9 protein-coding genes are annotated in these 12,939 nt (G+C 52.2%); 2 read left to right on the top strand and 7 right to left on the bottom strand.

Annotated features, from left to right (window positions below; all coding sequences use genetic code 11):
- Positions 1-125 precede the first annotated feature (125 nt).
- Positions 126-3,071, bottom strand: a complete 2,946-nt coding sequence (gene ydiJ, locus ACFQNF_RS17230; RefSeq protein WP_380189152.1) for a D-2-hydroxyglutarate dehydrogenase YdiJ — start codon at positions 3,069-3,071, stop codon at positions 126-128.
- Between the two features lie 442 nt (positions 3,072-3,513).
- Complete coding sequence (locus ACFQNF_RS17225) at positions 3,514-4,545, bottom strand: DUF1338 domain-containing protein (RefSeq protein WP_380189151.1); 1,032 nt, start codon at positions 4,543-4,545, stop codon at positions 3,514-3,516.
- 352 nt (positions 4,546-4,897) lie between these two features.
- On the opposite strand from ACFQNF_RS17225, the gene gcvA reads away from it, so the two are divergent.
- Positions 4,898-5,791, top strand: a complete 894-nt coding sequence (gene gcvA / locus ACFQNF_RS17220; protein ID WP_380189150.1) for a transcriptional regulator GcvA — start codon at positions 4,898-4,900, stop codon at positions 5,789-5,791.
- A gap of 44 nt (positions 5,792-5,835) precedes the next feature.
- Here gcvA and astD read toward each other — a convergent pair whose 3' ends face one another.
- The 5 genes from astD to ACFQNF_RS17195 form a co-directional block, all read right to left on the bottom strand.
- Positions 5,836-7,299, bottom strand: a complete 1,464-nt coding sequence (gene astD / locus ACFQNF_RS17215) for a succinylglutamate-semialdehyde dehydrogenase (protein WP_380189149.1) — start codon at positions 7,297-7,299, stop codon at positions 5,836-5,838.
- A 276-nt stretch (positions 7,300-7,575) separates the two neighbouring features.
- Positions 7,576-8,607 carry an arginine N-succinyltransferase gene (gene astA / locus ACFQNF_RS17210; protein WP_380189148.1) on the bottom strand — a complete coding sequence of 344 codons (1,032 nt, stop codon included), beginning with the start codon at positions 8,605-8,607 and terminating at the stop codon, positions 7,576-7,578.
- A 43-nt stretch (positions 8,608-8,650) separates the two neighbouring features.
- Positions 8,651-9,676, bottom strand: a complete 1,026-nt coding sequence (locus ACFQNF_RS17205; RefSeq protein WP_380189147.1) for an arginine N-succinyltransferase — start codon at positions 9,674-9,676, stop codon at positions 8,651-8,653.
- A gap of 273 nt (positions 9,677-9,949) precedes the next feature.
- Positions 9,950-11,170 carry an aspartate aminotransferase family protein gene (locus ACFQNF_RS17200; RefSeq protein ID WP_380189146.1) on the bottom strand — a complete coding sequence of 407 codons (1,221 nt, stop codon included), beginning with the start codon at positions 11,168-11,170 and terminating at the stop codon, positions 9,950-9,952.
- 126 nt (positions 11,171-11,296) lie between these two features.
- Complete coding sequence (locus ACFQNF_RS17195; RefSeq protein ID WP_380189145.1) at positions 11,297-12,259, bottom strand: GlxA family transcriptional regulator; 963 nt, start codon at positions 12,257-12,259, stop codon at positions 11,297-11,299.
- Positions 12,260-12,422: 163 nt separating this feature from the next.
- On the opposite strand from ACFQNF_RS17195, the gene ACFQNF_RS17190 reads away from it, so the two are divergent.
- A complete protein-coding gene (locus tag ACFQNF_RS17190; protein ID WP_125971350.1) occupies positions 12,423-12,710 on the top strand; it encodes an HU family DNA-binding protein in 288 nt (95 codons plus the stop codon).
- Positions 12,711-12,939 lie beyond the last annotated feature (229 nt).

The raw sequence follows: 12,939 nt of genomic DNA, 5'->3' as shown, positions 1-12,939 counted from the left end.
CAGAGTTAAAAAGCAGAACACAGAGAAAAAACATACCGGGGCTATTTTCTTAAGGTTTTCTCAGTGTGCTTTGTGTTCTCTCCGTTCTCTGTGTCTACAGATCTTTTTGATCTTTATTAAAATATTTAAAAGCAAGCCAGCAAAGCCTGCACCGGGTGGCGGAGGGTGGTTTTGTCTATCAGTTTAACCTGACAGCGGCAGGAGTAGCCGGTAGCCAGCAGGTTTTCCCCTTGCTCTGCCACGATTTTAGCCCAGCTTTGCGCGTAAATTTGCTTTGATTGCGCTCTGTGATCCGCCTCGTGGCCAAATGTGCCGGCCATGCCGCAACAGCCTGCTGCCCGAGTAGTGAGCGTGACGCCCAGTGCCGTAAATACCTTATCCCAATCGCTAAATGCGCTGGCGATATTGGTTTTTTCGCTGCAATGCGGGATCAGCGTAAAGGCTGAGGTTTTTAGCTTTAGAGCGGGCGCTTGCTTGGCAAATTGTTCTGCCAGCCATTCTTGCAGCAGCGCCACTTTAGGCGGGTTTGCCAGCGTTTTGGCGTATTCGCTGCGGTAAGCCAGCGTCATCGAAGGGTCGATCCCCACCAGAGGCACGCCGTTTTGGGCGAGTTTTTGCAGCATGGTGCTGTTATCTGTCGCCGCTTGCTTAAAGCGATCTAAAAATCCATGCACATGCAGCGGTTTGCCATTGGGTTTAAATGGGGCAAGCAGCGGGGTGAAGCCGAGTTTTTTAAGTAGCTCGAATACATCCAGCACCAGCTGCGTTTCAAAATAACTGGTGAAAGCATCCTGCACAATAATCACTGCGTTGGCATGGGGCTGGCCGTCAGCCATTGCAAAGCCACGTTGCAGCAAAGTGGCTTGCAGATTGACGCCGGTGAGCAGCGGGCTTTCGATTAGATTAAGCCGCTGCATGATATTGCGGGCCAGCGGATTGCTAATCGCCGCGTTGTAGAGCTTGGGCATTTTGGCCATCGCGGGCAGCGTGGCTTCTAAGCTAGCGACCAGATAATCTTTGGCGGGGCGCAGATAGCGACCGTAGTAGAGCGACATAAATTTAGAGCGTAAATCAGGAATATCCACCTTCACCGGGCATTGCCCCGCGCAAGATTTACATGCCAAGCAGCCGTTCATGGCTTCCATCACCTCGCTCGAAAAGTCCCCTTGCTTGTTCAGACTATTAACGGCGCGGCGTAATAGATTGGCGGGTTTCGTTGACGTTGGGTCAACGCCTTGCTCCGCCAATTGCCGCAGCCATTCGCGCATTAAAGAGGCGCGGCCTTTGGGTGAATGGCGGCGCTCTCTTGTGGCTTTCCACGATGGGCACATCGCGTCGTCAGGGTCGAAGTTGTAGCACGTGCCGTTGCCATTGCAATGCAGCGCGCCATCGTAATCTTTGCGGATATGTATCGGGATTTGCCGGTCAAACTGGCCGCGCGTTGGTGGCTCGTCAATTTTGATTAGCGCATCGGGGCTGGCGATTTTTCCGGGGTTGAGCTGATTATGCGGATCAAACACCTGCTTAATCTGCTGCAAACAGGGGTAGAGCTTGCCAAAAAAAGCCGGTGCATATTCGCTGCGCAGCCCCTTGCCATGTTCGCCCCAGAGTACTCCATGATATTTTTGTGTGAGCGCCGCCACGCCATCGCTGATCTCTCGCAACATGGCAAGGGCGTTCGGTTCTTTCATATCAATTGCTGGCCGCACATGCAAAACTCCCGCGTCCACATGGCCAAACATGCCATAAAACAAGCCGTGCTGATCGAGTAGCGCCCTGAAATCGTGGATGTAATCGGCCAGATTTTCTGGCGGTACGGCGGTGTCTTCTACAAAGGGAATCGGCTTGGCGTTTCCGGCCCTATTCGCTAGTAGACCTACTGATTTTTTACGCATGCCCCAGATGCGCTTTACCGCCGCATCGCCGCGCGCCACGGTAAAGCCAAGCCGCGCTTCGCCTTGCAAGCCCTGCTCGATATGGGCGATTTGCGCGGCGAGATGGCTTTCTGTTTCGCTCAAGACTTCCAGTAAATTAATCCCCAGCGTGGGCGTTGCGTCTTCGGGGAAAAACTCACGAATGCCGTGCCAGATTAAATCGCCTTTGGCGAGCTGCAAAATGGTGAAATCAACCGTTTCGATGGATGCCGCACCCAGCGCCATTAAATGCGGTGCATCGCGCAATGCTGCATCAAAGCTGGCATAGCGGATATTAATCAGCGCGCTGTATTTAGGCAGCGGCAGCACATTCAGTTTGGCTTCAACAATCAGCCCTAGCGTGCCTTCCGAGCCGCATAAAATCGCGTTCAGATCAAACTGGCCTTTATCGTTATAAATATGCGCCAAATCGTAACCGGTCAGGCAGCGGTTGAGCTTAGGAAACGTGGCCGTAATTTGCTGGCTATGGTCTTTATGGATTTGGGCGATCAGGCCGTGCACATGCGCAATCAGATCGTCTTGCTCACAGACTGCTGCTAGCCCGTCGCTGCTTAAAGGCTGCGAATGCCAAAGCGTGCCATCCAGTAAGACGGTATCCAGCTCCAGCACATGATCGCGCGTTTTGCCGTAAAGGCAGGAGCCTTGCCCGCTGGCATCGGTATTAATCATCCCGCCGATGGTGGCTCGATTCGACGTGGATAACTCGGGCGCAAAAAACAGCCCGTGTTGGGCTAGCTCCTTGTTGAGCTGATCTTTCACCACGCCAGTCTGCACTCTGGCCCAGCGCTGCTCGGCGTTAATCTCCAAAATGGCATTCATATTTTTAGAGAGATCGACAACTAAGCCATCCCCCAAAGACTGCCCATTGGTCCCGGTGCCGCCGCCGCGCGGGTAAAGCTTGATGCTGCAAAAACGCGCCTCGCTGGCTAGCTTCACCACGCGGATCACATCATCGTTATGCTTGGGAAACACCGCCGCTTGCGGCAACAACTGATAAATCGAATTATCCGTCGCCAAAACGGTGCGATCCGCCAGCGTGCTGCTGATCTCCCCCGCAAAACCACGCAAGCGTAGCTCAGCGATAAAATCGAGATAGAGGGACTGTGGTGCTGGTGTTTTAGAGAGGCGAGGGATCATAGAGCTTGGCTGGTGAGAGGGTGTTGGGTGGCTAAGGCGCTTGCCCATAGCTTACAAGTATAGTTTTATCGTAGGGCGCTAATAAAGCCAAGCGTTTTTTGCTTGGCTGCATTACGCCGCATGGTCGTTGAATATGGTGCAATGGCGCAGCATGCAAAAAATGGTGCGCAAGAAAAGCGTTTGCACACCCTATAAAATCGAACTGCGTCGATATTTGGGTTTATAGGGTGCAAAACGCCAGAGGCGTTACGCACCGTGCAATGCCACATCGCAACATTGACGCGTGGGCACAAAACCGTGCCCACCCTAAGAGACTAAGAACCCACATCTTGAACCACGAAGAACACAGAGAAGCACGGAGAATTCTTTTATTTATTTGGTTTTCTCCGTGAAACTCCGTGTTTTCCTTAACTCCGTGGTTTAAGGTTTGGGTTTACTCAATCTAAGCCACAGCCGCTGCCGTCATTTTAAAAATCCCCTGCGCATTCGATGCATCAAAGCGTAAATCTAGCGCTTCGCTATTTGGGAGTTTGTCGCGGCTGATAAATTCGTAGAAAGAGCCGGGTACGGTGCGGGTGATGGGGTGATTTTTTTCGTCGAGGAAAATCCGCTGCACCATGGCGGCTTTCAGTGCGGTTTGCCGCACCGCGCCCGAGCCGGAAATCTCAACGCTGTCTTTAATCGGGTAGCCTTTTGCGCGTAGCTCATCGGCTAGCTCTATCACATGCGGCACACGATCCGTGGCGTGGTTAAAGCGATTGCCTTCGGTGCTGATCCACGCCATTTCGGCAGATTCTGCTAGCAGTGTTTCGTAATCTACTAAATGCGGCACTTCATGCTGCACATCAAAACAGCCGACCAAGGCTGGCAAGAGGGTGACGGCATCATCAAAACTTAGCGAATGATGCTCGCTTAATTGTGCCAGCAGGCTTAGATGCTCGGGCTTTAGCGGATCGCGCGAGTTGTGCACGATGCGCTCGGCAGCAATTTGGAAATTCATTGAGAATTGTTCAACGTGCAGCTCGGAAACAAAAAATTGCGAAATCACTTCGGGTAAATCCAGATGACAGTAAGCACGGCCAGTCATTTTTATTTTTTTAAGCGGATAGACATTGGCTACCGCAAAACCAAGTGGCTCCAGAATACGTTTAAACGCCAGCTCGCCATGCGGCAAAGCACCGGTGCGGGGCGCATCAACCGTGCGCAGCGCGCCATGATCAAACAGCACTTTTTCGCCCGCAGCTAGTTTTTCTGCCACATAACGAGCACCTTCAGGCACCGCGGCTAAATTTTGTGCAAACAACATCATATTCATCGCTTGGGCAAGCAAGCCACGGCTTACACGGGAATCTGACGCGCCCAGCAAGTGTGGGTCAACCTCAATCATGGCAAAGAGCTGCTGCGCTTTCTCCTCACCCGCAACACGAATCAGTAATTGAGCAAGCTGGGATGTTGCAAAGACATTCTGTTCCATTTTGGCAAGACCTTTTATGAGTGTGTATGCAAGCTGTGCATGGCTATGAAAATACGCGGGTTACACCCGCCTTATGGTTCTGTCAGGGTGTTTTTTACGGATGAAATTTTTAAATCATGTATTTGTAGGGCGGGTGCAACCCGCCGTTTTTCGTGTTTCAGCAAAGCTCGGCGGGTTGCACCCGCCCTACGAAAAACATTTCACTTAAGTTGATGAGTGGGCAGCAAGCCGCAAATTTTGTATTTAAGTGATCCACTTTTTTCAAAGTTTTCCATTTCACAGTCTGTGATGATTTGCGATTGGCTTCAAGCGATGTATTCTTATTACATCATTCCTAAAACTTATGAAGTCTATGCGACGCATTCTTCCTTCTCTTGCTGCTTTACAGTGTTTTGATGCAGCAGCACGGCAGCTTAGTTTTACCCGTGCTGCGGAAGAATTAAACATTACGCAAAGTGCAGTTAGCCGGCAGATCCGTTTGCTAGAGGAATTCTTAGGCAGGGCGCTTTTTCATCGGATTAAGCAACGTTTAGTTATGACCGATGCGGGGGAAGCCTATGCGAGGGATATTCGGGATGTGCTGGATAGAGCAGAGGCGGCCACGCTGGCCTTGATGGCGTATAGCGGCACCAGCGGTGCGCTCAATTTAGCCATCTTGCCCACCTTTGGCTCGCGCTGGTTAGTGCCTAGGTTGGGGAGCTTTACTACTCGCTACCCAGAAATCCAGCTTAACTTGCTGACGCGTTTAAAGCCTTTTGATTTTGCTAAAGAAGAAATCGATGTGGCGATTCACTTTGGCGATACCTCTTGGCCCGGCGTGGAATACCACCATTTAATGAACGAAGTGACCGTGCCGATTTGCGCCCCCAGCCTGCTGGCAGGCCGCAGCTTAAAAGGCCCCGCAGATTTGCTGGGCTTTACCTTATTGCAGCACAGCACCCGCCCCGATGCATGGGCCAATTGGTTTGAAGCGGTGGGGGAATCTAGTATTAATGCGGTAAAAGGCCCAAGGTTTGAGCAGTTTTATATGGTGATTCAGGCGGCTTTGGCAGGGCTGGGTATGGCGGTATTGCCGCTATTCTTAGTACAAGACGAGCTAGCCAGCGGGCGCTTGGTGGTAGCCGTTGATCGGCCCGTGCCCAGCCGAAACGCCTACTATCTGGTCCACCCCAATAGCAAGCGCGATGCCTATCCGGTGAAGGTGTTTAAGGAGTGGCTGTTGGAGCAATGCGGTGTGCAAACTTAAAAAAATTGGCAGAGCCTAAAGCTCTGCCAATTTTTTGCTAAACCTTAAAGGCTTATCCCCGGTGATAGCTGTGCGGGCAGCACCAGCGTGGCCGATTCGATAGATGCCATCGGTGTGGCGCAGTAGTCTGCCGCGTAATAGGCGCTAGGGCGATGATTGCCGGACTTGCCGGTGCCGCCAAATGGTGCGGCAGACGATGCGCCGTTGGTTGGGCGGTTCCAGTTCACGACCCCAGCGTCAATCTCGGTTTTAAACTCATCCCATAGCGCTGAGTCATCGGCCAAGAGGCCTGCTGATAGGCCATAGGCCGTGTCGTTGGCAATCTCTATCGCCTTGGCAAAATTGCTGTAGCGAATGATTTGCGTCAGCGGGCCAAAGTATTCTTCGTCTGGCAGATTAGCCACCTTACTCACATCCAGAATCGCAGGTGTCACAAAGGCGTTGCTTGGGTCGGCATGTTGCATTTTGAGTAGCGGCACAGCACCAAGGGCGATCAGTTTGTCTTGTGCAGTCATCAACTGGCGTGCGGCGGTTAAGGAAATCACTGAGCCCATAAAAGGCTGCTCGGCGGCGTCAAAATGGCCGATAGACAGCTTGCCAGCCACTTCAATCAGGCGGGCCAGAAAGCGATCGCCAAATTCACCGTGGGGCACCAGAATGCGGCGCGAGCAGGTGCAGCGTTGGCCCGCGGATAAAAACGCCGATTGAATGGTGTGGTGTACCGCCGCATCTAGCGCTTCGGTTGGGGCAATAATCAGCGGATTATTGCCGCCCATTTCCAGAGCCAGCATAAAGTCAGGGCGGCCAGCAAATTGCTTGTGCAGCGCCACGCCAGTGCCCGAGCTACCGGTAAACAGCAGGCCGTTCAGATCTTCGTGTTTGGCCAGCGCAATGCCGGTTTCTTTTTCGCCCTGCAGCAGCGCAATCACACCGGCAGGCAGGCCAGCGGCTTGCCAAAGTTGCACGGTTTTTTCGGCTACTAGCGGCGCTTGCTCGGACGGCTTAAATACAATGCAATTGCCCGCCAGCAGCGCAGGCACAATATGGCCATTGGGCAAATGGCCAGGGAAGTTATAAGGGCCGTACACTGCCACCACGCCATGCGGGCGATGACGCAAAACTGCGTTGCCATCCGGTGTGGCGCTGCTGCGCTCACCCGTGCGCTCTGCATGGGCGCGGATAGAAATCTCAATCTTGCCAACCATCGCGGCCACTTCCTGACGCGATTCCCACAATGGCTTACCTGTTTCAAAGCCAATAGCGTGGGCAAGGCCTTCTTTATGCTCGCCAAGCAGTTCAGCAAAGCGGCGCACGATGGCGATTCGATCTTCCAGCGAGGTGCGTTTCCATGCTGGGAAAGCATTGCGGGCAGCAAGCATGGCGAGGTTTACATCGTCGCTGCTAGCGCTCTTGCACTGCCAAACCACGGCGTTATTCGCCGGATTGGTAGAAATCAATTCACTACCCGTGCCATCTTGCCATTGGCCATTGATAAACAGTTGAGCCATGTTGCTGTCCTTTAAGATATTGGTTGATTCAAAATCTAAAGCAAAACCTAAGTCTTGAACCACGGAGAGCACGGAGAATACGGAGTTACACGGAGAAACCCTAGGGGATCATTGTCGTCATCCCCGAGTGTTTTATATTGGGGATCCAGCGTAAATAATGGATCTCCAAGAGCGGGAATGATAAGTTTGATTTAGTTAAGTCACTTGTTTTCCTCCGTGGCCCTCCGTGTTCTCCTTTTCCTCCGTGGTTCAAGATTTGGGTTTCAATCTTTGGTGCTACACCACTCTCCGTGGATAAGCTTCCATCATTCTGACTTGATCTCCCGTGCCTACTTGCAATGCCTTGGCTTCTGCTGGTGTTAGCATAATCAGGCCTTGCTCTGGTGCGGTGTAGATCAGCCCTGTGCGAAATTTCTTTAACTGGCTGGTGGCGATGAGATGCGGTGCCGATGGTGCTTTTTTTGTGTCGCTGATCACTACATTACAAAGCCCACTTTCACGCATCACACGCAGGCTGTCGATACGGGCTTCTAGCACGGGGCCTGCTTCAAAGATATCGATGTGTCGCTCTAAGCGTAAGCCTTCGCTTTCTAATAGATGACGGGCAGGGGTGGTGTCTTTGTGTGTAGCCCCAATACAGGCTTTGGCGTCGTCAGGTAAAAAGTCGATATACACCGGAAAACGCGGCATTAGCTCGGCCAGAAAAGATTTTTGCCCGAGCGACACCAGACGATCTGCTTCATGAAAATCGATGCGGTAAAAATGGCTGCCCAGTGCGCGCCAAAAGGGTGAATCGCCGTGCTCATCAAATACCCCGCGCATTTCGGCGCAGACGCGCTCGCCAAAACGGTCGCTAAATTGCGCCAAAAACATAAAGCGAGATTTGGACAAGAGCGCGCCATTACAGTTCACGCGGTGCAGCGGGTCTAAAAAGAGCGAGCAAAGCTCGGTGTAGCCGGTCAGATCGTGCGAGATGGTCAGCTTATCCATCTTGCTCCAGATCTTCATTTCGCGGCTGGCGTATACCGAGGTATCGATACGGTAGGTGTAAAACGGCTGCTCCAGCCCCACTGCGGTTTCAATGCCGCACACGCCGACAATCTCGCCGGTGTCGGTTTCTTCCATTAAGAATAGATAGCCTTGATCCGCTAGCGCAGCGCTGCCTTCCAAGGTGCGGCGAACGCGGTCGATTCTGGCGGCCTGCGCGCCCGGATCGGGTTTAAGCGTGGTCATGCCGGGGCCCGCTTTATGCGCCAGCTCGACCAGCTTATCGACATCGCTAAATTGACAAAGTCGCACAATTTTCATGATGCGGCTCCATTGCAATTACATAGGCAAAGGCGGCTATTTTTCATAATGCGGCCCCTGAGTGATTCAATTTTACACAGCGCACTTCGCTGCCAAGGCCAACTTCTAATGCACTGGCTAAGGCGGGCGGCAAGGAAATCTCTTGGCTTAGCTGCTTAGGCAAATGGATTTTAATACAGCGAAATTCGCTGCTGGAGGTATTACAGACCAAGTAGCTGGCCGTGCCGTGGATATCAGATTCGTAGGCAATGCGGTGCAGAGCGCTGTGGCGCAGCGAATAACAGGCGTCCAGTGTGGCGGTGAGCACGGGGCCAGCGTCAAAAATATCGATAAAGCGATCAGGCTCAAAGCCTTCGTCTAGATGGCATTGATAAGGCAGACGAGCGCTGGCGTGCGGCTCGCCCATCACGCGTTGGGCATCTTCTGAAAGCAGCGGCACATAGAGCGGATCAACCGGCATCACTTCGGCAATAAAGCCACGGCTGCGTCCGCCTGATTCCCGTTCCATTTCGGCAAAATCACGGCGGGTAAACTTGCGTCCCACGCTTTCCCAAAAAGGCGAGTTGCCATCTGCATCGGCAATGCCGGGCAGCACAGAGAAAATATCTTTACTAAAGCGTTGGCGATGCTGGGCAATAAATAATAGCCGCGCACGGGAGAGTAAATCGGCATAAGCGGCTTTTTCTGGCTCGATATAAAAGCCAGTCAGTCGCGTACAGCTGGTCAGCTCATGCGACATCACCAAGGCATGAATCCGATGATTCACATGTAGCTCGCGCGAGGCGTGAACCACCACTTCATTGCGAAAAGCGTAGAAAGGCTCGTGCTGCCCCGCAAGTGCGACGATGCTAGCCGATCCATACAGAGTGCCGTTTTCTTCTAATACAAATAAATAGCTTTCTTCGCCAGGGTAGTCGATCTCGTTTTGCAGGGAATCAATCGAGCGCAAAATCAGCTCTTGCAGGCGTGTACGATCCGCCGGCAGCGAATGCAAAATCGGCCCCTTAGAGCGCGCCATGCGCTCCAATTGATCAAGGTCGGACAGTTTTCCTGGTCTTACGATAAGCATAGGGGCGATCCGAGGGTGAACGGTGTAAAAAAGTTCTGTAGACACAGAGAACACTAAGTACACAGAGAACGGGGAGAAATAAAGCAAACTGTAGGGCGGGTGCAACCCGCCGTTTTCGCAATGTCATGCAAAATCTGGCGGGGTTCCGTGAGACATAGAGCGTAGACGCGTGGGCATAAAAACTTGCCCACCCTACGTTTTTGGCCCCTTTTCTCTGTGCTCTTCGCTTTCTCCCCGTTCTTTGTGTCTACAAATCTTAGGTTTTTATTAAATTTAAGCCGCAACAGTCGCCGGTACCAGCTCAGCAATCACCGCTTCCAAACGGCGCAGACCCTCTGCCAGATCCGCTTCTGAAATCACTAAAGACGGCAGCAAGCGTAATACATTTGGGCCAGCCATCAGCAGCACTACCCCGTGTTTTGCACCAAGTGTCACCACATCTTTAGCGCGGCCTTGCAATACCGGGGCTAGCTCGGCACCAATCAATAAGCCGCTGCCACGAATCTCTTTAAATACACCGTGTTTTGCATTGATCTTATTTAAGCCATCCACAAACAGCTTATTGCGGTGTTTTACGCCTTCTAGTACGGCAGGCGTATTAATCAGCTCGATCACTTTGTCGGCCACGGCGGTGACCAGTGGGTTGCCGCCGTAAGTGGAGCCGTGCGTGCCAACCACAAAGGCGCTGGCAATCTTGGCCGTGGTCAGCATCGCGCCAATTGGCAGGCCGTTGCCCAGTGCTTTGGCCGAAGTCAGGATGTCGGGTGTTACGCCATAGTGCATATAAGCATAGAGCGAGCCGGAGCGGCCTACACCAATTTGCACTTCATCAAAAATCAGCAGGGCATTGTGTTTGTCGCACAGGGCACGCAGGGCATTTAGGTATTCTTGCGTGGCAGGGATGACGCCGCCTTCGCCCTGCACTGGCTCCACAATCACCGCGCAGGTTTTGTTGCTGATCATGGCTTCAATCGCGGCCAGATCATTAAATGGTACGTGGCTGATACTGCCTGGCGTTGGGCCAAAGCCTTCTGCATATTTGGGTTGACCACCTACCGACACGGTAAACAGGGTGCGGCCATGGAAGGATTGGGTGCAGGCAATAATCTGATCTTTGTCGCTAGAAAAATGATCCACAGCATAACGGCGGGCCAGTTTCAGCGCGGCTTCATTGGCTTCTGCGCCAGAATTACAAAAGAACACGCGCTCAGCAAAAGTGGCATCAATCAAGCGTTGCGCAAGGCGCAGTGCTGGCTCGTTGGTAAAGCCATTAGATAAATGCCAAAGTTGATCGGCTTGATCGTGCAATACGGCGGTCAGCTCTGGGTGTAAATGCCCAAGGCTGGTGACGGCGATGCCGCTAGAGAAATCTACATATTCGCGGCCTTCCTGATCCCACAAACGTGAGGCCAAGCCTTTTACCGGAATAAACGGCGCAGGGGCGTAGTTGGGAACCATAACTTGATCAAAAGTGGCGCGATTTACGGTAGACATGGGCAGATCCTGCAAACGGGATAAAGTACATCCAGTGTAGAGCGGGCGTCGTTAATCAATCTTCTATAAATGCGACATAAAGCTATAGCTTTACACCTTTAGGGCCTAGGGAAAGCAGCAGGTTCATTACTTAGAGAAAGCTGCACGCTCGTCTCGGGGGGATAAGCCAAAGTGGGCGCGGTAGGCGGTTGCAAAATGTGCGCCGGAAGAAAACCCACAAGATAAGCCAATCTGCACCACAGAAATCCCGGTGCGTTGCAACATGGTGCGAGCCCGTTCTAAACGCAATTGCATATAGTGGCGGGCGGGCAGGGTGTCTAAGTGCTGCTTAAACAGGCGTTCTAATTGGCGGCGGGATAAATCAACGTGCTGCGCCAGCTCGTCACTGCTGATGGGCTCTTCTAAATTGGCTTCCATGAGTTGCAGCACGGCGCTGAGCTTGGGCTGGCGCTGCCCAAGTTGCAAAGCATGCGAAGTGCGTTGGCGGGTATCGGGCGTGCGTAAGTGTTCAATACATAAAGATTCAGCAATCTGCTCCGCCAAGCCTAGGCTTTGCTGTTTAGCCACTAAGGCCAGCATCACATCGAGGGTTGCAACGCCTGCGCCACAGCTAAAATAGCTGCGATCAAACTCATATAAATTCTGCGTGCAAATTATGCGAGGAAAAGTCGCTGCAAACGCCCGCAGCTCAGGCCAGCGTAATGTGGCTCGGTGCTGATCTAATACGCCGCAGGCTGCTAGCCACCATGCGCCACAATCAATTGCCCCAATCATCGAGGCGCTATTTAGTAAGGGTTTGAGCAGAGCAAGGCGCGGATCGTTCGCAAATGGCGGTGTCTGCGAAACGATAAGTAATACATCAGTAGCCTTGCTATCGAGTAAGGCGGGCAGCTGAGGGTAGTGCCCACCCGTGGCCAAGGGAATGGCGGCTCCATCTAATGAATAATATTGCAACTTATATAGTGCTTCATCGCTGATGGTATTTGCCAAGCCCAATACCGTATCGATGCTGGCGATGCTTAACAGTGGTGCTGGCGGCAAAAGCAGCACGGCAATTTGGATGAGGTTGGGATTGAGTCGATGTGGCATTGGCTTATTTTTTCAGTAATAACGTAAAATCGCAATTGTCGTTGTGCCTGATGAGTGTTGTAGTGAGGCCTAATAATTAAACATTCAGCCTATTTCAAACAGACATGGAGCAATAAGGGCTGGCACAATGTGCTTCAAATATTTCAATATCTGGAATTTCACTATGAATAAGCGAGAACTCATCGAGGCAGTCCTAAGGGTTGCTGAGTACGAATTGCCAGGTATTTCTAAAAAGGCCGTTGAAGCGACTTTGGAAGCGCTGGGTGATGTGACTGGCGCAACGCTCAAGGGCGGCGGTGAAGTGACTCTGCCAGGAATCGGCAAATTAGCAGTCAAACACCGCGATGCACGTGTTGGCCGCAACCCAAGAACGGGCGAGCCAGTGCAAATCCCCGCTAAAAAAGCCTTAAAGTACACACCGCTCAAAGCAATCAAAGACGCTGTCGCATAATTTACATCACTAGCTGTTTGGGCGATCTTTTGTAAATCAATAACTTACCGTATTTAGTATGTTTTCTTGCAAGTAAGGTGTTGACCGAGGCGGCCCCAGTCCGTATATTTCGGCCTCTCGCTGCAGCACACACAGCAACACGGTGTTCTAGCCGCAGCGAATGATCTTTAAAAAAATACAGTCGATGAGTGTGAGTGCTTGATTCGGAAGCGAAACAAGTGCTTGCATT

Source organism: Iodobacter arcticus, assembly GCF_042664895.1.
Taxonomy (GTDB): domain Bacteria; phylum Pseudomonadota; class Gammaproteobacteria; order Burkholderiales; family Chitinibacteraceae; genus Iodobacter; species Iodobacter arcticus.
This window is presented reverse-complemented; position numbering and strand designations above follow the sequence as displayed.

What these genes read in the sequence shown, in the direction of transcription:
- ydiJ (WP_380189152.1), bottom strand. Translation starts at nt 3,071, where the DNA reads ATGATCCCTCGCCTCTCTAAAACACCAGCACCACAGTCCCTCTATCTC.
- ACFQNF_RS17225 (WP_380189151.1), bottom strand. Translation starts at nt 4,545, where the DNA reads ATGGAACAGAATGTCTTTGCAACATCCCAGCTTGCTCAATTACTGATT.
- gcvA (WP_380189150.1), top strand. Translation starts at nt 4,898, where the DNA reads ATGCGACGCATTCTTCCTTCTCTTGCTGCTTTACAGTGTTTTGATGCA.
- astD (WP_380189149.1), bottom strand. Translation starts at nt 7,299, where the DNA reads ATGGCTCAACTGTTTATCAATGGCCAATGGCAAGATGGCACGGGTAGT.
- astA (WP_380189148.1), bottom strand. Translation starts at nt 8,607, where the DNA reads ATGAAAATTGTGCGACTTTGTCAATTTAGCGATGTCGATAAGCTGGTC.
- ACFQNF_RS17205 (WP_380189147.1), bottom strand. Translation starts at nt 9,676, where the DNA reads ATGCTTATCGTAAGACCAGGAAAACTGTCCGACCTTGATCAATTGGAG.
- ACFQNF_RS17200 (WP_380189146.1), bottom strand. Translation starts at nt 11,170, where the DNA reads ATGTCTACCGTAAATCGCGCCACTTTTGATCAAGTTATGGTTCCCAAC.
- ACFQNF_RS17195 (WP_380189145.1), bottom strand. Translation starts at nt 12,259, where the DNA reads ATGCCACATCGACTCAATCCCAACCTCATCCAAATTGCCGTGCTGCTT.
- ACFQNF_RS17190 (WP_125971350.1), top strand. Translation starts at nt 12,423, where the DNA reads ATGAATAAGCGAGAACTCATCGAGGCAGTCCTAAGGGTTGCTGAGTAC.